General features: G+C 64.4%; 21 protein-coding genes and 1 tRNA gene. 12 read left to right on the top strand and 10 right to left on the bottom strand.

All coding sequences use genetic code 11. From position 1 onward, the window contains the following. Nucleotides 1-4: 4 nt before the first annotated feature. Nucleotides 5-1,822, bottom strand: a complete 1,818-nt coding sequence (locus AC1DUN_RS22905) for an extracellular solute-binding protein (protein WP_477715989.1) — start codon at nucleotides 1,820-1,822, stop codon at nucleotides 5-7. Between the two features lie 96 nt (nucleotides 1,823-1,918). Between AC1DUN_RS22905 and fabI the strand changes: the two genes are divergently transcribed. After that, complete coding sequence (gene fabI, locus AC1DUN_RS22900; protein WP_413330533.1) at nucleotides 1,919-2,728, top strand: enoyl-ACP reductase FabI; 810 nt, start codon at nucleotides 1,919-1,921, stop codon at nucleotides 2,726-2,728. 20 nt (nucleotides 2,729-2,748) lie between these two features. Here fabI and AC1DUN_RS22895 read toward each other — a convergent pair whose 3' ends face one another. Both AC1DUN_RS22895 and AC1DUN_RS22890 read right to left on the bottom strand, forming a co-directional pair. Beyond that, entirely contained in the window at nucleotides 2,749-3,489 is a 741-nt protein-coding gene (locus AC1DUN_RS22895) for a GNAT family N-acetyltransferase (RefSeq protein ID WP_477715988.1), read from the bottom strand. After that, entirely contained in the window at nucleotides 3,486-3,833 is a 348-nt protein-coding gene (locus AC1DUN_RS22890; RefSeq protein WP_477715987.1) for a GFA family protein, read from the bottom strand. Before AC1DUN_RS22890 ends, AC1DUN_RS22895 begins: the two co-directional genes overlap by 4 nt. A gap of 45 nt (nucleotides 3,834-3,878) precedes the next feature. On the opposite strand from AC1DUN_RS22890, the gene AC1DUN_RS22885 reads away from it, so the two are divergent. After that, complete coding sequence (locus AC1DUN_RS22885; RefSeq protein ID WP_477715986.1) at nucleotides 3,879-4,916, top strand: DNA ligase; 1,038 nt, start codon at nucleotides 3,879-3,881, stop codon at nucleotides 4,914-4,916. Between the two features lie 20 nt (nucleotides 4,917-4,936). Here the strand turns inward: AC1DUN_RS22885 and AC1DUN_RS22880 are convergent, their stop codons facing one another. Next, nucleotides 4,937-7,225: an Orn/Lys/Arg family decarboxylase gene (locus tag AC1DUN_RS22880; protein ID WP_477715985.1), complete on the bottom strand. Its 2,289-nt coding sequence runs from the start codon at nucleotides 7,223-7,225 to the stop codon at nucleotides 4,937-4,939. A gap of 200 nt (nucleotides 7,226-7,425) precedes the next feature. Between AC1DUN_RS22880 and AC1DUN_RS22875 the strand changes: the two genes are divergently transcribed. The 4 genes from AC1DUN_RS22875 to AC1DUN_RS22860 all read left to right on the top strand — a co-directional run bounded on the left by AC1DUN_RS22875 (nucleotide 7,426) and on the right by AC1DUN_RS22860 (nucleotide 9,333). Then, nucleotides 7,426-7,851 carry an NfeD family protein gene (locus AC1DUN_RS22875; protein WP_477715984.1) on the top strand — a complete coding sequence of 142 codons (426 nt, stop codon included), beginning with the start codon at nucleotides 7,426-7,428 and terminating at the stop codon, nucleotides 7,849-7,851. A gap of 10 nt (nucleotides 7,852-7,861) precedes the next feature. After that, entirely contained in the window at nucleotides 7,862-8,779 is a 918-nt protein-coding gene (locus tag AC1DUN_RS22870; protein ID WP_007865341.1) for an SPFH domain-containing protein, read from the top strand. A 23-nt stretch (nucleotides 8,780-8,802) separates the two neighbouring features. Next, nucleotides 8,803-9,177: a DUF2237 family protein gene (locus AC1DUN_RS22865; protein ID WP_074574448.1), complete on the top strand. Its 375-nt coding sequence runs from the start codon at nucleotides 8,803-8,805 to the stop codon at nucleotides 9,175-9,177. A 66-nt stretch (nucleotides 9,178-9,243) separates the two neighbouring features. Further along, nucleotides 9,244-9,333: transfer RNA gene (locus tag AC1DUN_RS22860), tRNA-Ser, on the top strand. Between the two features lie 81 nt (nucleotides 9,334-9,414). Here AC1DUN_RS22860 and AC1DUN_RS22855 read toward each other — a convergent pair. From AC1DUN_RS22855 to AC1DUN_RS22835, 5 genes are all read right to left on the bottom strand, one after another. Continuing rightward, entirely contained in the window at nucleotides 9,415-9,801 is a 387-nt protein-coding gene (locus AC1DUN_RS22855) for a hypothetical protein (RefSeq protein ID WP_477715983.1), read from the bottom strand. 251 nt (nucleotides 9,802-10,052) lie between these two features. After that, a complete protein-coding gene (locus tag AC1DUN_RS22850; RefSeq protein WP_074575116.1) occupies nucleotides 10,053-11,183 on the bottom strand; it encodes a branched-chain amino acid ABC transporter substrate-binding protein in 1,131 nt (376 codons plus the stop codon). Nucleotides 11,184-11,418: 235 nt separating this feature from the next. Further along, nucleotides 11,419-11,772, bottom strand: a complete 354-nt coding sequence (locus AC1DUN_RS22845; RefSeq protein WP_477715982.1) for a hypothetical protein — start codon at nucleotides 11,770-11,772, stop codon at nucleotides 11,419-11,421. Continuing rightward, nucleotides 11,769-12,206, bottom strand: a complete 438-nt coding sequence (locus AC1DUN_RS22840; RefSeq protein ID WP_477715981.1) for a DNA polymerase III subunit chi — start codon at nucleotides 12,204-12,206, stop codon at nucleotides 11,769-11,771. The genes AC1DUN_RS22845 and AC1DUN_RS22840 overlap by 4 nt, the downstream gene beginning before the upstream one ends. Beyond that, a complete protein-coding gene (locus tag AC1DUN_RS22835; RefSeq protein WP_477715980.1) occupies nucleotides 12,203-13,711 on the bottom strand; it encodes a leucyl aminopeptidase in 1,509 nt (502 codons plus the stop codon). The genes AC1DUN_RS22840 and AC1DUN_RS22835 overlap by 4 nt, the downstream gene beginning before the upstream one ends. A gap of 65 nt (nucleotides 13,712-13,776) precedes the next feature. Here AC1DUN_RS22835 and lptF point away from each other — a divergent pair, with 65 nt between their 5' ends. The 6 genes from lptF (at nucleotide 13,777) to AC1DUN_RS22805 (ending at nucleotide 19,019) form a co-directional block, all read left to right on the top strand. Then, nucleotides 13,777-14,904, top strand: a complete 1,128-nt coding sequence (lptF, locus tag AC1DUN_RS22830) for an LPS export ABC transporter permease LptF (RefSeq protein ID WP_477663043.1) — start codon at nucleotides 13,777-13,779, stop codon at nucleotides 14,902-14,904. Continuing rightward, nucleotides 14,901-16,040: an LPS export ABC transporter permease LptG gene (gene lptG / locus AC1DUN_RS22825; protein WP_477701046.1), complete on the top strand. Its 1,140-nt coding sequence runs from the start codon at nucleotides 14,901-14,903 to the stop codon at nucleotides 16,038-16,040. The genes lptF and lptG overlap by 4 nt, the downstream gene beginning before the upstream one ends. A 12-nt stretch (nucleotides 16,041-16,052) precedes the next feature. Further along, nucleotides 16,053-16,436 (top strand): sirohydrochlorin chelatase, encoded by a 384-nt coding sequence (locus AC1DUN_RS22820; RefSeq protein WP_477715979.1) that lies wholly within the window; start codon nucleotides 16,053-16,055, stop codon nucleotides 16,434-16,436. A 90-nt stretch (nucleotides 16,437-16,526) separates the two neighbouring features. After that, nucleotides 16,527-17,471, top strand: coding sequence for a CysB family HTH-type transcriptional regulator (locus AC1DUN_RS22815; RefSeq protein WP_477663040.1), 945 nt, complete (start codon nucleotides 16,527-16,529; stop codon nucleotides 17,469-17,471). 109 nt (nucleotides 17,472-17,580) lie between these two features. Continuing rightward, a complete protein-coding gene (locus AC1DUN_RS22810; protein ID WP_477715978.1) occupies nucleotides 17,581-18,756 on the top strand; it encodes a pyridoxal phosphate-dependent aminotransferase in 1,176 nt (391 codons plus the stop codon). Nucleotides 18,757-18,860: 104 nt separating this feature from the next. Further along, nucleotides 18,861-19,019, top strand: a complete 159-nt coding sequence (locus tag AC1DUN_RS22805) for a DUF3309 family protein (RefSeq protein WP_007856361.1) — start codon at nucleotides 18,861-18,863, stop codon at nucleotides 19,017-19,019. Between the two features lie 168 nt (nucleotides 19,020-19,187). Here the strand turns inward: AC1DUN_RS22805 and hrpA are convergent, their stop codons facing one another. Continuing rightward, on the bottom strand, nucleotides 19,188-22,991 hold the full coding sequence (gene hrpA / locus AC1DUN_RS22800; RefSeq protein ID WP_477716020.1) for an ATP-dependent RNA helicase HrpA: 3,804 nt from the start codon (nucleotides 22,989-22,991) through the stop codon (nucleotides 19,188-19,190). Between the last annotated feature and the right edge of the window lie 131 nt (nucleotides 22,992-23,122).

The raw sequence follows: 23,122 nt of genomic DNA, 5'->3' as shown, positions 1-23,122 counted from the left end.
CTGGCTACTTTCCTTGGGGCACGGGTTTGGCCCACCAGGCCATCATCACCCAGTCTTCCGCCCCGGTATAGGGCGGCATAGGCGGTTTGAAGCCCAGCCGCCAGGCGTTGTAGGCGAGACGGTGCGAGGTCAGCGTCCACTGGGGAATCAGGTAGTGGCTGTGCATGATCACGCGGTCCAGCGCCCGGCAGGCCGGGATCAGTTCGGCCTTGGTCCTGGCGCTGACCGCCGCGGTGACCAGCGCGTCCACGGCCGGGCTCTTGACGCCGAAGTAATTGCCCGAGCTTTCGGTGTCGGCCGCCTTGCTGCCGAAGATGTCGCTCAGCTGCTGGCCAGGGTCGTGCGTGCCCGGGAAGTTGATGGTCGTGATGTCGAACTCGAATTTGTCCAGCCGCTGCTGGTAGAGCGCAAAGTCCACCGGCGAAAAGCGCAGCGTGATGCCCAGCTTTTCCAGGTTGCGCATCCAGGGCGCGACCGTGCGCACGCCGGTGTCGCGGCTGTCCAGGTAGTCGAGCACCATGGCGTCGCCCTTGGCGTTGCGCAGCGCGCCGTCGCGGTAGGTCCAGCCGGCGTCCTTGAGCAGGGCCTGCGCCTTGCGCAGGTTGTTGCGCAGCGACTGGCCTTCACCGGTCGTCCTGGGCGGCTGGTACATGGGACCGAAGACCGCGGCCGGCACCTTGGCGCGCAAGGGCTCCAGCAGGGCCAGCTCCTGCGGCGACGGCAGGCCGGTGGCGGCGCAGTCGGTGTTGCCGAACAGGTCCTGCACGCGCGGGTAGCCGTTGTAGAACATCTGCCGGTTCATCCACTCATAGTCCAGCGCCAGATCGAGGGCCTCGCGCACACGCGAGTCGGACAGCATGGGCTTGCGGCTGTTGAGCACGTAACTCTGGAAACCGGCCGGCTGGCGGTGCGGGAAATCCTGTTTGACCAGTTCGCCCGAATCGAAACGCTTGCCCGTCACGCGGCGCGCCCAGTCGCCGGCCGAGTAGAAGCTCATCATGTCGAACTCGGCCGCCTTCAGGGCCTCCAGGCGCGCCGTGTTGTCCTTGTAGATCTTCACGGTGATGCGATCGAAGTTATAGCCGCCGCGCCGCACATTCAAGTCGCGGGCCCAGTAGCCGGGGTCGCGCGCATAGGTGATGTCCTTGCCGAAACGCACCGGGCCGATCTTGTAGGGTCCGCTGCCTATGGGTATGTCCATCACGACGTCGTCGAAGCGCTTGGGCTTGCCGTCCACCATGCCCCAGGCGCGGCTGAACACCGGCAGGCCGCCCACGGTCAGCGGCAGTTCGCGGTTGGGCTTCTTGAACCGGAAGCGCACGGTGCGCGCGTCGATCACCTCGCAGCCCGCCACATCCTCCAGCGCGGTCTTGTAGCCGGGCGAGGTGTAGGGGCCCATCAGCGTGTCGTAGCTATGCTTGACGTCCGCGGCCTCCACCGGCATCCCGTTGTGGAACTTGGCCTGCGGCCGCAGGCGGAACACCACGCTCAGCCGGTCGGGCGCCACCTGCACGTCCTCGGCCAGCAGGCCGTAGCCCGCGGCGGTTTCGTCCATGGAGCCGGCCAGCAGCGAATCGAACATCAGCACCGACAGGTAGGCCGGCGCCGAGCCCTTGATCGTGAAGGGGTTGTATTTGTCGAAAGTCGAATAGCGCAGGTTGCTGACCAGGCGCAGGTCGCCGCCTTTGGGGGCCGCGGGATTGACGTAATCGAAATGGGCAAAGCCCGCGGGGTATTTGAGATCACCCCAGAGCGCATAGCCGTGTGCGGCCCATGACGGCGCGCAAACTCCCAGCAGGACCCAGACCAGCAAACTTCGCATGCGACAATTCTGCACTACTTAGGTCGGCAAATTTCCGGCGCGCGTATCTCGCGCCCCTTGCCGGCATATCTTCCGCACATTTACTGGAGCACCTGCATGGCGACACACACCGGATTCCTCACTGGCAAAAAACTGTTGATCACGGGCGTGCTGTCCAATCGCTCCATCGCCTACGGCATCGCCAAGGCCTGCCATGCGCAGGGCGCCGAACTGGCTTTCAGCTACGTCGGGGAGCGCTTCAAGGACCGCATCACGGAATTCGCCGCCGACTTCGATTCGAAACTGATTTTTGACTGCGACGTGGGCGACGACGCGCAAATCGCCAAGCTGTTCGCCGACCTGTCGCAAACCTGGCCGACGTTTGACGGCTTTGTGCACAGCATCGGTTATGCGCCGCGCGAGGCGATTGCCGGCGACTTCCTGGACGGCCTGTCGCGCGAGGGCTTCAAGATCGCCCACGACATCAGCGCCTACAGCTTCCCGGCCATGGCCAAGGCCGCCCTGCCCTACCTGAACCCGAAATCGGCACTGCTCACGCTGACCTACCTGGGCGCGGTGCGCACCGTGCCCAACTACAACACCATGGGCCTGGCCAAGGCCAGCCTGGAAGCCTCGGTGCGCTACCTGGCCGAATCGCTGGGCCCCAAGGGCATGCGCGTCAACGGCATCAGCGCCGGCCCCATCAAAACCCTGGCCGCCAGCGGCATCAAGGGCTTCGGCAAGATTCTGAGCGTGGTCGCCGAGGCCTCGCCGATTCGCCGCAACGTGACCATTGAGGACGTGGGTAACGTCGCGGCCTTCCTGCTGAGCGATCTGGCCGGCGGCGTGAGCGCCGAGATCACCTATGTCGACGGCGGTTTCAGCCACGTCGTGGGCGGCATCGCCGAGCCGGCCGAAGCGGCCTGAGTTCCCGGGGCCTCGGCTCCTTAAGGCTGGCGCCAGTAGTCGTAGCTCCAGACGGTCTCAAAACCCGCGCGCCGGTACAGCGCCAGCGCCGGGGCGTTGACGTCTTCCACCTGCAAAAACGCCCGCGCGATGCCGCGCTGCTCGGCCACGGCGGCGATGCCGGCCAGCACGCGCCCGGCCAGTCCCCTGCCCCTGAAGGCCTGGTCGGTGCGCATGCCGTGCACGCTGGACCAGCCATGGCTGAAGGCGCCAGCGCCCGCTGCCACGGTTTTGCCGTTTTCGCGCACGCTGGCATAAACCGAACCGCGGGCGCGGCTCAAGGCCTTGACGCGGCTCGCGCCGTCCACCGGGTCAAAACCTTCGGCCAGGAACAGCGCGGCCCAGGCCGCATCGGGCACATCGGCGGTTTCGGCCGGGGCTGCCGCGCTGGCCGCGCGCATGGCCTGCACCGGCGCCACCTGAACCAGCACCGGCTTTCCCGATTGGTAACCGCGCCGCGCCAGCTCCTGCCGCAGTCCGTCGAAACAGGCCTCATTGGCCAGGCGAAACACCGTGCGCAGGCCGCGCGCCCGGTAGCGCGCTTCGATCTGGTCGATCATGTCCTCACCCGCCGGCACGTGGCGCAGCGGCACGGCACTGTGGGCCCGGCTGACCGTGCCGCTGTCATAGGGCAGCAGCCAGCCCTGGAATTCCTCGACGGCTTCGGGAGACACCGCGGCCAGGGTGGCCCGCTCTATGGATTCGATATCGCTGGAGGTCATGCCGCCCGCCCGTTGAAATGCTGGACGGGGATGGCGGCAAGGTCCAGATCCTGCACGCAGCGCAGGTTGATGGCGGCCATGCGCTTGCCGTCCGGGCCCGTGCCCTCGCCATAGGGGTGGATGCCGCAGTTGGGGCAAAAACGGTGCTGGATGAGGTGCTTGTTGAACAGGTACGTACTGGCGTTCTCATCGGGCGTCAACAGGCGCAACTGTTCGCGCGGGACAAACCAGAGCAGCGAGCCCTTGCGCGAGCACATGGAGCAGTTGCAGGCCAGCGCGCCGGTGGGTTCGCCTTCGACCTCAAAGGCAATCCTTCCGCAGTGGCAGCTTCCTTGGTGACTCATGTTTTGCATCCTTTTTTCTCAATGATTTGTTGGGGCGCCGGGCGCGTGTGGCGCGCCCTCGACAGTTTCCTGGTGCAAGGCTTGCCGCGCCCGGCATGGGACTATAGACTGTACATTCATACAGCCAAAAGTCAAAAAAATATGGCACCGCACCCATCATCAACACCCTCTTTCCGCACTTCGGCTTCCGTGGCGGTTTTTCGCCTCAAGGCCCTGCACCTGCTGCTGGTCGTCGCGGGCCTGCTCACGCCCCTTTTGCCGAGCGCGGCCTTTGCCGCCACGGCCGCTCCGCAGGCGCCGCAGCTCATGCTGGCCAAGGCCTACCGCCCGGGCATCCCCCTGGCCGACTACTGGGTCAGCGAAAAATACGACGGCATACGCGGCTACTGGGACGGCGAGAAACTGCTGACCCGCAACGGGGAACGCATCGCGGCGCCGGCCTGGTTCACGGCAGGCTGGCCCAAAGTGCCGCTGGACGGCGAGTTATGGGCGGGCCACGGGCAGTTTTCCCGCGCGATGTCCACGGTGCGCCAGCAAAGCCCGGACGCAGCGGCCTGGCGGGGCATGCGTTTCATGGTGTTCGACCTGCCCGGGCAGGGCGGCCGCTTCAGCGAACGCATCCCGGCCCTGAACGGCGTGGTGAGCCGCATCGACCAGCCCTGGGTGCAGGCGGTGGCCCAGTCCAAGATCGCCAGCCATGCGGCCTTGCAGGCCTTGTTGGCCACCACCGTCAAGCACGGTGGCGAAGGCCTGATGCTGCATCGCGGGGCTTCGCTTTACAAAGGCCAGCGCAGCGACGACCTGCTCAAGGCCAAACCGCACGAGGATGACGAAGCCCGCGTGGTGGCGCACATTCCCGGCCAGGGCAAATACGCGGGCATGGTGGGCGCGCTGCTGGTGGAGATGCCCGCCGTGGACGGCAAGCCCGGCCGGCGCTTCAAGCTGGGCAGCGGCCTGAGCGACGAGTTGCGCCAAAATCCGCCGCCCGTGGGCAGTACCGTGAGCTACCGTTTCCGCGGGCTGAACGACAGCGGCATTCCGCGCTTTGCCAGTTTCATGCGGGTGCGGGACGCCGCCGTTTAAGGCGGCCGGCCCGGCTGGGCCTACTTCTTGACGCAGTCCGCGTAGTAGCGGGTCTTGCCCTTGGCGTCGACCTCTTCCACCAGGCCGTGGATGTCGGTCTCGAACCCCGGGCACTGCGCGTTGAATTCACGCGAGAACTTCAGGTAGTCGACGATGCGCTTGTTGAACACCTCGCCCGGAATCAGCAGCGGGATGCCCGGAGGGTAAGGCGTCACCAGGCCCACGGTGATGCGGCCTTCCAGGTGGTCGATCTCGACCCGCTCCGTCGTGCGGTGGGCGATGTGGGCATAGGCGTCGCTGGGCTTCATGGCGGGCGCCAGGTCGCTCAGGTAGACCTCGGTCGTCAGCCGCGCGATGTCGTACTTGGCGTACAAGGTGTGGATGTGCTGGCACAGGTCGGCCAGGCCCATGCGCTCGTACTTGGGGTACTTCTGGCAGAACTCGGGCAGGATGCGCCACATCGGCTGGTTCTTGTCGTAATCGTCCTTGAACTGCTGCAGCGCCGTCAGCAGCGTGTTCCAGCGGCCCTTGGTGATGCCGATGGTGAACATGATGAAAAAGCTGTAGAGGCCGGTTTTTTCGACGATCACGCCGTGTTCGGCCAGGAACTTGGTCACGATGCTGGCCGGGATGCCGGTTTTGGCGAACTTGCCGTTCAGGTCCAGGCCGGGCGTGACGATGGTGGACTTGATCGGGTCCAGCATATTGAAGCCGGTGGCCATCTGGCCGAAGCCGTGCCAGTTGTTGGCGCCGTTTTTTGCCATCTTGGCACTGCGGGATTCGCCCTTGATGATCCAGTCCTGGGCCGCGCCTATGCCCTCTTCGACCAGCTTGTCCGGCCCCCAGACCTTGAACCACCAGTCGTCACCGTACTCCTCGTCGATCTTGCGCATGGCGCGGCGAAAGTCCAGTGATTCGGCGATGCTCTCCTCGACCAGCGCGGTGCCGCCGGGCGGCTCCATCATGGCCGCGGCCACGTCGCAGCTGGCGATGATGCTGTACTGCGGCGAGGTGGAGGTGTGCATCAGGTAGGCCTCGTTGAAGAGGTGCCTGTCGAGCTTCACGTCCTGCGAGTCCTGCACCAGCACGTGGCTGGCCTGGCTGATGCCGGCCAGCAGCTTGTGGATGGACTGCGTGGCGTACACCACGGCGTTTTTCGGCCGGACGCGGTTTTTGCCCATGGCGTGGTAAGCGCCATAGAAGGGGTGGAAGGCGGCGTGCGGCAGCCAGGCTTCGTCGAAATGCAGGTTGTCGATGTAGCCGTCCAGCATGCCCTTGATGGTTTCAGTGTTGTAGAGCACGCCGTCATAGGTCGACTGCGTCAGTGTTAGCACGCGCGGCCTGACCTTGCTGCTGTCCACGCCCTTGAGCAGCGGGTTGGCGTCTATCTTGGCGCGGATGGCGTCCGGCTCGAATTCGCTCTGCGGAATCGGGCCGATGATGCCGAAATGGTTGCGCGTCGGCTTCAGGAACACCGGGATCGCGCCGGTCATGATGATGGAGTGCAGGATGGACTTGTGGCAGTTGCGGTCGACCACCACCACGTCGCCGGGCGCCACCGTGTGGTGCCAGACCATCTTGTTGCTGGTGGAGGTGCCGTTGGTCACGAAGAAGCAGTGGTCGGCGTTGAAAATGCGCGCCGCGTTGCGCTCGCTGGCGCCTATGGCGCCGTCGTGGTCCAGAAGCTGGCCGAGTTCTTCCACCGCGTTGCAGACGTCGGCGCGCAGCATGTTTTCGCCGAAAAACTGGTGGAACATCTGCCCGACCGGGCTTTTGAGAAAAGCCACGCCGCCGGAATGGCCGGGGCAGTGCCACGAGTAGGAGCCGTCCTCAGCGTAGTCCAGCAAGGCCTTGAAAAACGGCGGCTGCACGCCTTCCAGGTAGCTCTTGGCCTCGCGCAGGATGTGGCGCGCCACGAACTCGGGCGTGTCCTCAAACATGTGGATGAAGCCGTGCAGCTCGCGCAGGATGTCGTTGGGGATGTGGCGCGAGGTCTTGGTCTCGCCATAGACGTAAATCGGCACGTCCAGGTTCTTGCGGCGCACCTCCTCGATAAAGGTGCGCAGGTTCAGCACGGCGGGATCGAGGTCGGGGCCGGGCGAGAACTCCTCGTCGTCAATCGACAGGATAAAGGCGCTGGCCCGGCTTTGCTGCTGGGCGAACTGGGAGAGGTCGCCGTAGCTGGTGACGCCCAGCACCTCGAAGCCTTCGCTCTCGATGGCCTGCGCCAGCGCGCGGATACCCAGGCCGGAGGTATTTTCGGAACGGAAATCTTCGTCAATGATGACGATGGGAAAGCGGAATTTCATGGCGGGGAGAGCAGTTCAAGGGCGCCCTGAACCTGTCGGAGGGCATGGGAAACGCTCAAAAGGCATAGACAGGTTGAGCCCGAGCGGCGGGAATGAAGCTTTTTCCAAGCAGCGAAGTGTAAGGACATATTGTTGCGCTACGCTTGTCTTGGGGTCTAATTGCCCCAAAATGTAGCGGATGACCGACAAAAGGAGGAAGCATGAGTGAATCGACGATCTGGTGGCTGCTGGCCGGCGTGGCGGTCGCGGTGGAACTGGCGACGGGAACGTTTTACCTGCTGATGGTGGCCCTAGGGTTGGCGGCCGCGGCCCTTGCCGCCCACCTGGGCGCCTCAACGTCCGTGCAGCTCATTACCGCCGCCGTGGTGGGTTCGGCCACCGTCGGCATTGCCCATCTTGTCCGCAGCCGGGGCCCCGAAGCCCTGCCGCCCGGGACCAATCCGGACGTCAACATGGATATCGGCGAAACCGTGCAGGTCGACGACTGGCAAGCCGACGGCACGGCGCTGGTGCGCTACCGCGGCGCGCAATGGGCGGTTGTGCAGGCGGCCGGCGCAGCGCCCTCCGCGGGCCTGCACCGTATCCGGGAAGTCATTGGCAGCAAACTGGTCGTAGAAAAAATCTGAGGGAATCACCATGTCGTCTTATGTAGCACTTATCGTTTTCATCGTCGCGATGATCTTTGTCATCCGCGCCATCAAGGTCGTGCCCCAGCAGAATGCCTGGGTCAAGGAGCGCCTGGGGAAATATGCGGGCACCCTGACTCCCGGCCTGAACTGGCTGATTCCCTTTGTCGACCGCGTCGCCTACAAGCACAGCCTCAAGGAAATCCCGCTGGATGTGCCCAGCCAGGTCTGCATCACGCGCGACAACACCCAGCTGCAGGTGGACGGCATCCTCTACTTCCAGGTGACCGACCCGATGCGTGCCAGCTACGGCTCGTCCAACTACATCGTGGCCGTCACGCAACTGGCCCAGACCTCGCTGCGCTCCGTCATCGGCAAGCTGGAGCTCGACAAAACCTTTGAAGAGCGCGACATCATCAACGCGCAGGTCGTTGCCGCCATCGACGAAGCGGCGCTGAACTGGGGCGTGAAGGTGCTGCGCTATGAAATCAAGGACTTGACGCCGCCCAAGGAAATCCTGCACGCCATGCAGTCGCAGATCACCGCCGAACGTGAAAAGCGCGCGCTGATCGCGGCATCGGAAGGCCGCCGCCAGGAGCAGATCAACATCGCCACCGGCGAGCGCGAGGCCTTTATCGCCCGCTCCGAAGGCGAAAAACTGGCCGCCATCAACAACGCCCAGGGCGAAGCGGCGGCCATCATGGCCGTGGCCGACGCCAATGCCAAGGCCATCGAGATGGTGGCGGCCGCCATTCGCCAGCCCGGCGGCGAGCAGGCCGTGCAGCTCAAGGTCGCCCAGCAGGCGGTGGACGCCTATTCCAAGGTCGCCAAAGACGCCACCACCACCCTGATCGTGCCCAGCAACATGACCGAGGTTGGCGCCCTGATCGGCTCGGCCATGAAAATGGTGCAGGCCAACAAGGCCTGAAACAGGCCAGCCGGGGACACACCATGACCGCAAAAAACGTCCTGGGCACGGACCTGGTGCCCTGCTCCTACGACCCGCTCACCGGCTATTTCCGGGACGGCTGCTGCAACACGGACGCCTCGGACCTCGGCTCCCACCTGGTCTGCGTGCGGGTGACCGCCGAATTCCTGGCGTTTTCCGCCTTGCGTGGCAATGACCTGAGCACACCGCGGCCCGCCCACCGTTTTGCCGGCCTCAAGCCGGGCGACCGCTGGTGCCTGTGTGCCAACCGCTGGCGAGAGGCGCTGGAGGCCGGCCAGGCGCCGCCCGTGGTGCTGGAATCCACCCACAGCAAGGCGCTGGAATTCGTCACCATGGCCCAGCTGGAAAAGCACCGTTTCCAGGGTGCGGTCCACTAGTGCGTGCATTTGTGCCGTGTTTTTCAGCTCGCCAGGCCGAGGCACTGCTATAATCAAAGGCTTCGCGGAAGGGTGGATGAGTGGTTTAAGTCACACGCCTGGAAAGCGTGCGTAGGGTTAAACCTACCGCGGGTTCGAATCCCGCCTCTTCCGCCAGTGAGTCAGTAAAAACGGGGCCTTGCGCCCCGTTTTTCATTTGGCGTCTCCCAACGCCAGCTCGCCTGCGAGGCCCGGAGCCTATTCCGGTTTTGCCTCCGCGCCGCTTTCGGCCACCTGCTTGAGCTTTTCCATTTCCGATTGCATGTGCTGCAGGAATGCGGCAAAACCCTCACGGCCCAGGCGCTGGATGGCCTCGTCGACTTCCTGCTGGCTGGTGGGACGCGGATAGGCCACCCCGTCGATTTCGCACACCGAAGCGGCGGGGTATACAAAGCCCATCATGTAAGGCAAATTGGCCGCCTCGGTGCCGAACATCCGGGTGAGCTGGCTTTCGTAGAGGATGTCGAGGGGCTTGATTTTCAGTTTGCGCCCCAGGATATCGGTGAGTACCACGACCTCGTCGGCTGCGGCACCCATGATGCCGGGTGCGGCCTGACTTTCCAGGTGTGCTTGCGGTTTAGCCATTTTTATGTCTCCAGGAAGAAGGTTGACCCAATAAGTGCTTCTCAGGCGGGTCGTCGCCGGCTCTTTCCTGCCGGACGTTCAACAACCTGCCTGGGGACATTCTGGGCGGGCAAGCGCATGGAGCTTCAGGACATTGTCTTTTGGCGAACAATGTTTCGACGATTTCCTGCCCTGCCCGCAGCGGCAAGGCGCACGGAAAAAGGGCAAAAAAAAGCCACCTTGCGGTGGCTTTTTTGGTTCGCGGTGAACGATCAGTTCAGAGCGGACTTCTTGCCGTCCTTGTAGACGTACAGGGTGATGGCGGGGTTCTTCAGTTCGCCATTGGGTTCGAAGGAGATCGTGGTGGTCACGCCCTTGAAGTTGGTCTTGATCAGCTCAGGGGTGTAAACCTTTGGATCCCAGGAACCGGCGCGCTTCATGGCGTCAACCAGGACAAAAGTCGCGTCATAGGTGTACGGGCTGTAAACCTGGAACTGGTTGGGGTACTTGGCGTCGTAACGCTTTTTCCAGGCTTCGCCGCCAGGCATTTTTGCCAGGGAAGCACCGCCTTCAGCGCAGACCACGTTGCCGATGGTCTTGGCGCCGGCTGCCAGCTTGGCCAGTTCGGCCGTGCAGATGCCGTCACCGCCGAAGTACTTGACGTTGCTCATGCCGAGCTGTTCCATCTGGCGCAGCATAGGGCCGCCTTGTGGGTCCATGCCGCCGAAGAAGATGGCGTCAGGAGCCTTGGCCTTGACCGCGGTCAGGATGGCCATGAAGTCGGTGGCCTTGTCGGTCGTGAACTGTTCGTCAACGACGGTCATGCCTTTTGCCAGGGCCGTCTTCTTGAACACTTCAGCAACGCCTTGGCCGTAAGCGGTACGGTCGTCGATGATCGCGACTTTCTTCAGCTTCAGTGCGTCGGCGGCATAGAAAGCCAGGCCAGCGCCCAGGGCGTTGTCGTTGGCGATGATGCGGTAGGTGGTTTTGTAGCCTGGCTTGGTCAGGTTGGGGTTGGTTGCAGCGCCCGTGACGTGGGGAATGCCGCAGTCGTTGTAGACCTTGGAAGCGGGAATCGTCGTGCCGGAATTCAGGTGGCCGACCACGCCAGCGACTTTGGAGTCGCACAGTTTTTGTGCGGCTGCGGTGCCCTGTTTTGGATCAGCAGCATCATCTTCAGCAACAATTTCAAACTTGACCTTCTTGCCGCCGATGACCACGTTTTGCGCGTTCAGGTCTTCGATGGCCATGCGCACGCCGTTCTCATTGTCTTTGCCGTAATGGGCCTGCGAGCCGGACAGCGGCGCGACGTGACCGATTTTGACGACTGCGTCTTGGGCAGAAGCAAAACCCGCCACCGCAGCGAGGGCAGCCACTACTGTCAGTTTTAATTTCATTTGCATAAAAAACACTCCGATTAGGAAATTACCGTTAAAGGTTGAGAACGAATTTTTTTACTCAACGGGGCCGAACATAACGCAATTTCCGGGCCCGCACCATAGCAACGTCCCTAGGTTAATTTCTGATAAGGGGGTTTACCCGGGGAGCAGGCCGGCTTATGTGAGGGTGTGTTTCAACAGCGCGCGCGACGGCGCCGCGCGTGCAAAACACGCAGGCCTCAACAGTCACCTGGGCGACCTATCCACCGGCCGTCGGCGGCGTGGTTTCATTCGCGAAAGCCTGGCTCACGGACTGGCGAACAACGTCCTCGATTTCTTCGCGAAGGCGCGGCGCCAGGCTTTGCGTGTGCTCAAGAATGAGCTGGCCTACCACCTCGCGCAGACGCCGGTCCAGCATCAGGTCCACACGCTGCAGCACGCGCTGCACCATCTGCTCCTGCAGGTCCGGCGAAGCCGCAAGGGCTGCCGGCTGCGCGGGCGAGGCCGGTGCCGCGGCGGCCGGGCCAAAAGCCGGCATGGGCGCGGCGACGGGCCGCACGACTTCCGTCAAGGTCGGGACAAAACGCGGCGGCGCGGGCGGCGGACGGTTCATGCGCCCTCCCCGGCCGTGGCCAGGTCATGCCGTTTCATCGCATAGCCCCTGTCGGTGTAATGTTTCCAGCGGCTGCGCGCGGCGAGGCGGTCTTCATCCTCCCGCGCCACCACTTCGATAAACCGTTCAAAGCGCTCGAACTCGGGCGGAATGCCCTGCCCCAGGTTGACCAGCACGCCGTAATGCGGGCAGTCCTGCAGCGACTCGGCCAGCACCACGGGCGAGGCCGCCAGGGTGCTTTGCGCCGAGCCGGCCCGGCAATGCGGCACAAACTCGGCCGGCGAAAAACTCCACATCAGCTGGTCCAGCTCGGCCAGCATCGCGGGTTCACCGGTCACCACCACGCTGGCGCCACTGAGGTAAGCCTTCCGTAGCAAGCGGCAGCTGTAGGCCAGCTTGTCCGGCACGTTGAAGTGAAAAGCGATTTCGGTCATGCCCGTGTTCTGGCGGCGGCCTTGGGTTTGGCGGGCGCCTTGGGTTTGGCCGCAGCCGCCTGGCCGAGCAGGTAGTCCAGCAGCAGCGGCACGGGCCGGCCGGTGGCTCCCTTGGCGGCGCCGCCTTTCCAGGCGGTGCCGGCGATGTCCAGGTGCGCCCATGGGAAACTGGCCGCAAAGCGCTGCAGGAACTTGGCGGCGGTGATCGCGCCGCCGGCCCTGCCGGCCACATTGGCGACGTCGGCAAAATTGGTCTTCAGGCCTTCGGCGTAATCATCGTCCAGCGGCATGCGCCAGCACAGGTCCATGGACGACTCGCCGGCCTGCGCCAGCGCCTCGGCCAGGGCATCGTCGGTGGAAAACATCCCGCTGCGCACGCCGCCCAGCGCGATCACGCAGGCGCCGGTCAGCGTGGCGATGTCGACCACGGCCCTGGGCTTGAAGCGCTCGGCGTAGGTCAGGGCATCGCAGAGCACCAGGCGCCCTTCGGCGTCGGTGTTCAGGATTTCAATGGTCTGGCCGCTCATGCTGGTGACCACGTCGCCCGGCTTGACGGCGCGGCCGCCCGGCATGTTTTCGCAGGCCGGGATCAGGCCCACCACATTGAGCGCGGGCTGCAGTTCGGCCAGCGCCCGGAAGGTGCCCAGCACGCTCGCGGCGCCGCACATGTCGAATTTCATTTCGTCCATCTCGGCGGCCGGTTTGATGGAGATGCCGCCGGTGTCAAAAGTGATGCCTTTGCCGACCAGCACCACGGGCGCCGCGGACTTGGCCGCGCCGTCGTAGCGCAGCACGATGAAACGCAGCGGTTCGGCCGTGCCCTGGGCCACGGCCATGAAGGAGCCCATGCCCAGTTTGGCGACCTCTTTGGGGCCCAGCACCTCGACCTTGATATTGCGCAGCTTGCCCAATTCCTTGGCGGCGCCGGCCAGCAGAGTCGGCGTGGCATGGTTGGACGGCCGGTTGGCCCATTCCTTGGCGAATTCCAGGCCTTTGACCAGCGCCACGCCTTTGTCCAGGCCGGCCTTGGCCGCCTTGGCGTTCGCGGCGTCGCCCACAGCCAGCAGCACACGCTGCAGCTTCGAAGGGCTGGCCGTGGACTTGGTGGTGGTGTAGACGTAGGCCGCTTCACTGCAGGCCGTCACGGCGGCGCGCACGGCCTCGGCCTGCAGCCCGTCCAGCAGGTCCAGGCACAGCACCAGGCGCTGCGTGTTGCCGTTCTTCACGGCACCCAGGGCCGCGGTCACGGCCGTGCGGATGTTTTTGGGGCTGGCATCGCCCACCCCCGCCAGCACCAGGCGCGTGGCGGCGATGCCGGGCGCCCGGTAGGCGGCCAGCAGCTTGCCCGGCTTGGCCTCGAAGTCCCCGGACTTGATGGCCAGCGCGGTGAGCGCCGAAAGCGGGTCGCTGCCGGCGTCCCGGCCCTGGGGGACCAGCACCAGCAGCGCGTCGGTTTTTTCACTGCAAATGCGGGCGCGGGTCAGTGTTTTGAGTTCAAAGTCCATAATTCAGGGTCTGGTGGGTAAACCAAAGTAAAACAAAAATAAAACAAACGCAGATATTTGAGTCAATGTTATTCCAATCTTCGATTCGCAAAGAGCTGGCGCGCAGTTTCGGGGCCACGCTGGTGGTGCTGGTCACCATCGTGATGACCATTGTGCTGATCCGCACGCTGGGCCAGGCCTCGCGCGGTTTCATCAATCCGCAGGACGTCATGCTCTTCATGGCCTACTCCGCGCTGGGCCGCCTGCCGACCATTCTCACGCTGTCGCTCTTCATCGCCATGGTCAGCACCCTCTCGCGCATGTACCGCGACAGCGAGATGGTGGTCTGGTTCACCAGCGGCCAGGGCTTGGCCGGCTTTTTGCGGCCGCTTTTCCGTTTTTCCTGGCCGGTGCTGCTGGTGATCACGCTGATGGCGCTGTTTGTCTGGCCCTGGACCAACCAGCAGACCAAGGACATGCAAAGCCGCTACGAGCAGCGCGGCGACATAGACCGCATCGCCCCCGGGCAGTTCCAGGAGTCCTCCAGCGGCAACCGGGTGTTCTTCATAGACCGCGAGCTGGCGGGCGCGCGGGCCAGCAACAATGTGTTCATCGCCGCCACGGAAAAAGGCAAAAGCTCCATCACCACCGCGCGTTCCGGCCGCATCGAGGTGCTGAACGACGCCCAGTTCCTGATGCTCGAGAACGGGCAGCGCCTGGAAAACGTGATCGGCCAGCCGGCGCTCAAGATCAGCGATTTTGAGGAGTACGGCACCAAGACCGGCGACTCCAATCCACTCGCTGAAAACACGCCCGAAGCCAAGCTGCTGTCCACCCGCTCGCTGATCAAGGCGCCCACGCGCGGCAACCTCAGCGAACTGGCCTGGCGCATCGGACTGGCGCTGGCAGCCATCAACTTCGTCGTGCTGGCCGTGGCCCTGGCCAGCGTGAACCCGCGCGGCGGGCGCAGCGGCAACATGATTTTTGTGCTGCTGACCTTCGTGGTCTACAACAACCTCGTCAACCTCGGGCAGAGCTGGATTTTTGTGGGCCTCATCAGCTTCAGCAACTTCCTGCTGGCCCTGCACGGCGGCGTGCTGCTGCTGGGCCTGGTCTGGCTGTCCAAGCGGCAGTTCAACTGGGTGCTCAGGCCCGCCCGGCGCATCAAGCGCCAGCCCATGGCCGTGCGCAACACCGAAAGCCAGCAAGCATGAAAACCATACGCCGCCTGATTTACGGGGAAGTGCTGGCCGCCATCGCCCTGGTGGCCCTGGGCTTCCTGGCCCTGTTCTTCTTTTTCGACCTGGTCGACGAACTGCAGTACCTCGGCAAAAGCAACGGCATCAACCCCGGCGAGATTTACCAGATCCGCCATGCGCTGCTGTATGTGGGCCTGCTGGTGCCCAACCACCTTTACGAGCTGCTGCCCATCTCGGTGCTGATAGGCACGATTTTTGTCATGGCGCGGCTGGCCCAGAGTTCGGAATACACCATTTTGCGAACCAGCGGCCTGGGCCCCTGGCGCGCGCTCAAGCTGCTGCTGGTCCTGGGCGCGCTGTTTGTGGTGTTCAGCTTCGTGGTGGGCGACTACGTGGCGCCGGCCAGCGATCGCGCCGCGCAACTGCTCAAGGCGCGCTACCAAAGCAAGATCACCATAGGCCAGACCGGCGCCTGGCTCAAGGAAAAACAGGCCTACAACACCTATGTAGTCAATGTGAGGGCCCTCACCCCCGACAACGAGATGCAGGGCGTGCAGGTGTTCGAGTTCAACAACAAGGGGCTGATCGTCTCCACCACCCAGGCGCCGTTGGCGACTTTTGCCGCCGGCGATGCCTGGCAGCTGCAGCAGGCCACCCGCGCGGAGTTCGAGGTCAGCGGCGCGCCCAGCGCCGCCAGGCCGCAGGAAAGCGCCAAGGTCAGCCGGGCGGTGCTGGAAACCTTTCGCTGGCCCACCGAGATCAGCGCCGAAATGGTCTCGGTGGCGCTGCTCAAGCCCGAGCGCATGGGCACCATAGACCTCTTTAACTACGTGCGCCACCTGGACGCCAACGGCCAGACGGCCCAGCGCTATGAAATCGAATTCTGGAAAAAGGTGTTCTACCCGCTCAGCTGCCTGGTGATGGTGATCCTGGCCCTGCCTTTCGCCTACCTGCACTTTCGCTCCGGCGGCATCGCGGGTTATGTGTTTGCCGGGGTCATGATAGGCATCAGCTTCTTCCTGCTCAACAACGTCTTCGGCTACATCGGCAACCTGCGCAACTGGATGCCCTGGCTGGCGGCCGCCACGCCCGGCATGCTTTACATGGCTGTTTCGCTGGGCGCTTTCGGCTGGCTGGTGCTGCGGCGCTAGGCAGGCAAACGAATGGCCATGGCGACCACGGCAGCACCGCCCCGCGGCATCATCCTGCTGGCCCACGGCTCGCGCGACCCGCTGTGGCGCGCGCCCATAGAAGCCGTGGCCGCGCAGGTGCGCGCCCGCGCGCCCGGCACCCCGGTGCTCTGCGCCTACCTGGAGCTTTGCCCGCCCACCCTGCCTGAAGCCGCGGCGGAACTCGCCGCCGGCGGTGCGCGCGCCATCCGGGTGTTTCCGCTGTTCTTCGGCGTGGGCAAACATGCCCGCGAGGACTTGCCGCGGCTGGTCGGGCAAATCCAGGCCAGCCATCCCGGCATCGCCGTCGAGCTGCTGCCCACCGCCGGCGAATATCCCGAACTCACGGCCCTGATGGCCGGCATCGCGCTGGGCTGAGGCCGGGCCGGCACGGCCGCCGGCAAGCTGCCGGCCGCTTCTTTAGCGCAATACGGGCATAATAAAGTGAATAATTAGCCTGAATTCGATATGAACCTTCACCAATTCCGCTTTGTCCAGGAGGCCATACGGCGCAACCTGAACCTCACCGAAACCGCCAAGGCCTTGCACACCTCGCAGCCCGGCGTCTCCAAGGCCATCATCGAACTTGAGGAAGAACTGGGCGTGGAAATCTTCGCGCGGCACGGCAAGCGCCTCAAGCGCGTCACCGAACCCGGCGAGCATGTGCTCAAAAGCATCGAACTGATCATGCGCGAGGTCGGCAACCTGCGCCGCATCGGCGAGCAGTTCTCGGCCCAGGACAGCGGCACGCTGTCCATCGCCACCACGCACACCCAGGCCCGTTATGTGCTGCCGCAGCCGGTGGCCAAGCTGCGCGAGGCCTTTCCCAAGGTCAACGTCAGCCTGCACCAGGGCTCGCCCGACCAGGTGGCGCGCATGGTGCTCGACGAAGTCGCCGAAATCGGCATCGCCACCGAGTCGCTGACGCAGTACGACGACCTCGTCACCCTGCCCTGCTACGAATGGCAGCACATGCTGGTGATCCCCGTGGACCACCCGCTGGCGAAAAAGGAAAACATCACGCTGGAAGACCTCGCCGAGGAGCCGCTGATCACCTACCACCCGTCCTTCACCGGCCGCACCAAGATAGACCTGGCCTTTGCCGCCAAGCGCCTGCAGCCGCGCATCGCGCTGGAGGCCATAGACTCCGACGTCATCAAGACCTATGTGCGCCTGGGCCTGGGCGTGGGCATCGTGGCCGAAATGGCCATCAAGGAAGACGGCACCAACAGCGACCTGATCGCCATCCCGGCCGGCCCGCTGTTCGGCATCAACGTGGCCCGCGTGGCCTTCAAGCGCAGCGCCTACCTGCGCAACTTTGTCTACAAATTCGCCGAATTGCTCAGCGACAAGCTGGACCGAGCCCTGATCACCAAGGCCATGGCCGGCCGCGTCAACGACTACGAGATTTGACCCTCCCCCGAAGCGGCCTGCGGCCGCCTCCCCCTCAAGGGGGCGCCGCTGGCGGCTCGGCAAAGCCGGTTCCGCGGCGGCCACTTGAAAAAACCATCACTTTGCAATCATGACCACCACTCAAGAACGCACCCCCACGCTGACCACCAAGCTGCCCGCCGTCGGCACCACCATCTTCACGGTGATGTCCACCTTGGCCGCCGAAAAAGGCGCGGTCAACCTGGGCCAGGGCTTCCCTGATTTTGAATGCGACCCGCAGCTGGTCAATGCCGTCACCGACGCCATGACCCGGGGCCTGAACCAGTACCCGCCCATGACGGGCGTGCCGGTGCTGCGCGAGGCCATCTCGGCCAAGGTGGCCAAGCTCTACGGCCACCGCTACGACGCCAACAGCGAAATCACCATCACGGCGGGCGCAACGCAGGCCATCATCACCATCATCCTGGCCGTGGTCCACCCCGGCGATGAAGTCATCGTGCTGGAGCCTTGCTACGACAGCTATGTGCCCAATATCGAGCTGGCCGGCGGCAAGGTGATTCGCGTGCCGCTGACGCCGGGCACCTTCCGTCCCGACTTCGGCAAGATCGCCGCGGCCATCACGCCGCGCACGCGTGCCATCATCGTCAACTCGCCGCACAACCCCAGCGCCACGGTCTGGAGCGAAGCCGACATGCTGGCGCTGCAGGAACTGCTGGCGCCCACCGACGTTCTCCTGATCAGCGACGAGGTCTACGAGCACATGGTGTTCGACGCGGCCCAGGGCCGCCTCCACCAGAGCGCGGCGCGCTTTCCGGGCCTGGCCGCACGCGCCTTTATCGTGAGCAGCTTCGGCAAGACCTACCATGTCACCGGCTGGAAGGTCGGCTACGTGGCCGCGCCCGCGGCACTGACGGCCGAATTCCGCAAGGTGCACCAGTTCAATGTCTTCACGGTCAACACACCGGTGCAGCACGGCCTGGCCGCCTACATGGCCGACGAACAGCCCTACCTGGGCCTGCCGGCCTTCTACCAGCGCAAGCGAGACCTGTTCCGGGACGGCCTGGCCAAAACCCGTTTCAAGCTGCTACCCAGTGAAGGCAGCTACTTCCAGTGCGTGGACATCTCCGAGGTCAGCGACCTCGATGAAGCCGAATTCTGCAAATGGCTGACCACCGAAATCGGCGTCGCGGCCATTCCGCTGTCGGCTTTTTACGGCAACGGCTTCGACCAGCGTGTGGTGCGCTTTTGTTTTGCCAAAAAAGACGAAACCCTGAACACCGCCCTGCAGCGCCTGGCCAGGCTGTAGGCCAAGGCTGTCAGCATTGACCGACGGCTGGACAGGCCCCCCTCCTGCTTGATCGTGCCTGGGCCCGGGCAAGAATCAAGGCACATAAAACAAGGAGTGCTTTCATGTCCCTCTCGCTCATCCTGCTGATTGTCTTGATCCTGATCCTGGTCGGCGCCCTGCCCACCTGGGGCCACAGCCGCAGCTGGGGCTATGGGCCCAGCGGCGGTATCGGCCTCGTGGTGCTGATCCTCGTGATCCTGCTGTTGATGGGACGCATCTAGCCAATTCGCATCGGCGCTGGTGAATCACCAGGAAAAATGGCCTTGCATTGCAAGGCCATTTTTTTGCGCACCTCAAAACCCGGCATCAACTATTCAGTTGCACCCAGGCCTTTTAGTTCCGGCATAACAAGCCTTCGGCAATTGTTAGCCTTCGCTGAAAGGCTGGGCTCAACTATTCAGTTGAGCCCAGGCCTTTTCTAAGCGTTTGACACTGACCGGCTGTGGTGTGCGCAACTCCTGCGCAAAAAAGCTCACGCGCAGTTCCTCCAGCAGCCAGCGGAACTCCTGCATGCGCGCGTCGACCGCGCCCTTGCGTTCGGCCACCAGGCGCCAGTAGCGCTGTTCCTGCGGCCGCAGTTCGGCCAGGCGAGCCGCGTCGCGTGCCGGGTCGGCGCGCCATTTTTCCAGCCGCAAGGTGATGGCTTTGAGGTAGCGCGCGAAATGCTGCAGCTGCGCATAAGGCGTGAGCGCCAGAAAACGCTTGGGCACCAGGCGCTGCAGTTGCTGGGCGGCGTCGGCCGCGGCTTCGGCGGCGTTTTTGCTGTCCTTGATCTTGCGCTGGGCCACGGCGAATTCGGCCAGGATGCCCGCGGCCAGCCGGGCCACCTCGCTGGCGATCAGGGTCAGGCGGCCGCAGCCGTCGTCTATGCGCTTCTTGAACTCGCCCTCGCTGGTGGGCAGCGGGTCGAGCAGGAAGGCCCGGTCCAGCGCGACCTCGATGATCTGCTCGCGCAGTTCCTCGAGTGTGCCGCCGCCGGAGTTGTCGGCCGCGCGTCCCACCAGCATGTAAGCCGTGGCCATCTTCTGCAGCTCGGGCAGGTTCTTCTCGAGGTATTTGAGCGCGTCCTTGATCTGCAGCGCAAACAGCCTGCGCAGGCCGGCACGGTGTTTGGCGGCCGCCGCATCGGGTTCGTCGAACACCTCGATGGTGACCGCATCGCCCAGGTCAATCAGCGCCGGAAAGCCGATCAGCGTCTGTGAACCCTTGCGAATTTCCATGAGCTCGGGCAGTTCGCCAAAGCTCCAGCCCGTGTAGCGTTCCGCCACCTTGACCGCCGGTTTTTCCACCGCTGCCGGTGCGCCAGGCTTGCCGGCAGAGGGAGTCTTGCCTGGAGTGGCGGCCGGCTCGGGCGCTTTCGCCAGGTTCTTGAGCCCGGCCAGTGCCTGGAAAGCGCCGCGCGCCTGTGAGCCAAGCTCTCCCTTGAGCGCGCCCAGGTTACGGCCCGCGCCCAGCTGGCGGCCGTGCTCGTCGACCACGCGGAAGTTCATGAACAGGTGCGGCGGCAGCATGTCCAGCTTCATGTCGTTGCGCTTGATGTCCAGCGAGGTCGCGTCGCGCACCAGCTTGAGCACCGCGTCCGTCAGCGAGCCGCTGCCGAAGACCTCGGGCTGCAGCAACTGCTCGGTCATGCGGGCGGCGGTCTCGGGCAGCGGCACCAGGCGCGAGCGCGGTCGCTGGTGCAGGGTCTTGATCAGCGCCTGGACCTTGTCCTTGAGCATGCCGGGCACCAGCCACTCGCAGCGCTCCTCGTTGACCTGGTTGAGCGCAAACAGCGGCACCTCAACGGTCACGCCGTCGCGCGCGTCGCCGGGCTCGTGCAGGTAAGTCACCGCGCAGTCCACGCCCCCCATGCGCAGGGTCTTGGGAAAGGACTGGGTGGTGATGCCGGCCGCTTCGTGGCGCATCAGCTCTTCGCGCGTCAGCAGCAGCAACTGCGGCTGCTTCCGGGATTCTTCCTTGTACCAGTGCTCGCAACCCGCGCCGCTGTGCACATCGGCCGGCAGCTGCTGGTCGTAAAAGGCGTAAATCAGCTCTTCATCGACCAGCACGTCCTGCCGCCTGGCTTTGTGTTCCAGGTCCTGCACCTGCTGGATCAGCTTCTGGTTGGCCGCCAGGAAAGGCAGCTTGGTCTCCCAGTTGCCGGCCACCAGCGCCTCGCGGATAAATATCTCGCGCGCCGTGACCGGGTCGACCCGGCCGAAGTTGACGCGCCGGCCGTTGTAGACCACCAGGCCGTACAGCGTGGCGCGCTCCAGCGCCGTGACCTGGGCGGCTTTTTTCTCCCAGTGCGGATCCAGCAGCTGTTTGCTGAGCAGGTGGCCGGCTACCTGCTCTATCCAGGCCGGGTCTATGTTGGCAATGCCGCGGCCGAACAGGCGCGTGGTTTCCACCAATTCGGCCGCCACGATCCAGCGGCCCGGCTTTTTGCTCAGGCGCGCGCCGGGGTGACGGTAAAACTTGATGCCGCGCGCGCCCAGGTACCAGTCTTCCTCGTCGCTCTTGCAGCCTATATTGCCCAGCAGGCCGCACAGCATCGAAAGATGCAGTTGCTCATAGCTGGCCGGTTTGTCATTGAGCGCCCATTTCTGCTCGCCGACCACCGTATGCAGCTGCGAATGGATGTCGCGCCACTCGCGCACGCGGCGCACGTTGACATAGTTCTCGCGCAGCAGGTTTTCATACTGGCGGTTGGAGAGCTTGTGGTCGGTGCCATGGCCGCCGCGGGCGTCGCCCAGCCATTTCCAGAGCTTGAGGTAGCCGCTGAACTCGCTTTTTTCGTCGTCGAACTTGGCGTGCTGCTGGTCGGCCTGGGCCTGCTTGTCCATGGGACGGTCGCGCACGTCCTGCACGCTGAGCGCGCTGGCAATCACCAGCACCTCGTCCAGCGCGTTGCGGTCCCTGGCTTCCAGGATCATGCGGCCCACGCGCGGGTCCAGCGGCAGTTTGGCCAGCGTGCGGCCCACGGGCGTGAGCTCGTTGTCCTCGTCCACCGCGCCCAGTTCGGCCAGCAGCTGGTAGCCGTCGGCAATCGCGCGGCGCTGCGGCGGCTCGATGAAGGCGAACTCCTCGACATTGCCCAGGTGCAGCGCCTTCATGCGCAAAATCACCGAGGCCAGCGAGCTGCGCAGGATTTCCGGGTCGGTAAAGGGCTGGCGGCCCTGGAAGTCCTTCTCGTCATACAGCCGTATGCAGATGCCGTCGGCCACGCGGCCGCAGCGGCCGGCGCGCTGGTTGGCCGCGGCCTGCGACACCGGCTCCACCATGAGCTGCTCGACCTTGTTGCGAAAGCTGTAGCGCTTGACGCGCGCAGTGCCGGCATCGATCACATAACGAATGCCGGGCACGGTCAGCGAGGTTTCGGCCACGTTGGTGGCCAGCACGATGCGCCGGCCGCTGTGGCCGTCGAAAATCCGGTCCTGCTCGGCCTGGCTCAGGCGCGCGAACAGCGGCAGCACCTCGGCGTTGCGCGTCAACGGCTGGTGCGCCAGGTGCTTGCGCAAATGGTCGGCCGCCTCTCGGATCTCGCGCTCGCCCGGCAAAAATACCAGGATGTCGCCCGCGCTGTGCGGGCTCAGCCAGAGCTCGTCGACGGCGTCGGCGATCGCGTCGTTGAGGTCATGCTCGCGCGACTCCTCAAACGGCCGGTAGCGCTGCTCCACCGGGAACATGCGCCCCGACACCATGATGACCGGAGCGGGCCCTTTGCTGGACGCGAAATAGTCCGCGAAGCGCTGCGCGTCGATGGTTGCCGAGGTGATGACCACCTTGAGGTCGGGCCGTCGCGGCAGCAGCTGGCGCAAATAGCCCAGCAGGAAGTCGATGTTCAGGCTGCGCTCATGGGCCTCGTCGATGATGAGGGTGTCATAGGCTTTGAGCAGCGGATCGGTCTGCGTCTCGGCCAGCAAAATGCCGTCGGTCATCAGCTTGACGGAGGCCTCGCGCGAAAGCCGGTCCTGGAAGCGCACCTTGTAGCCCACCACTTCGCCCAACGGCGTCTTGAGTTCCTCGGCGATGCGCTTGGCCACGCTGGAGGCGGCGATGCGGCGCGGCTGGGTGTGGCCTATGAGCCGGCCCTGCCCCGGCGGGTAATTGAGCTTGCCGCGCCCCATGGCCAGCGCGATCTTGGGCAGTTGTGTGGTCTTGCCCGAGCCGGTCTCGCCGCAGACGATGACGACCTGGTGGGCCGCCATCGCGGCGGTGATTTCATCGCGCCTGCCGGAGACGGGCAGCGATTCGGGAAAAGTGATGGTCAGGGGAGTCAAAGCTGGGGACAAAGGGAAGAGCCGTAAGGAATACCGCGGGGCCGGGACGGCCAAAGCCG

It is taken from the genome of Polaromonas sp. P4_F6 (assembly GCF_056401275.1).
The sequence above is the reverse complement of the archived record's forward strand: the minus strand, read 5'-3'. Positions and strand labels throughout refer to the sequence as shown.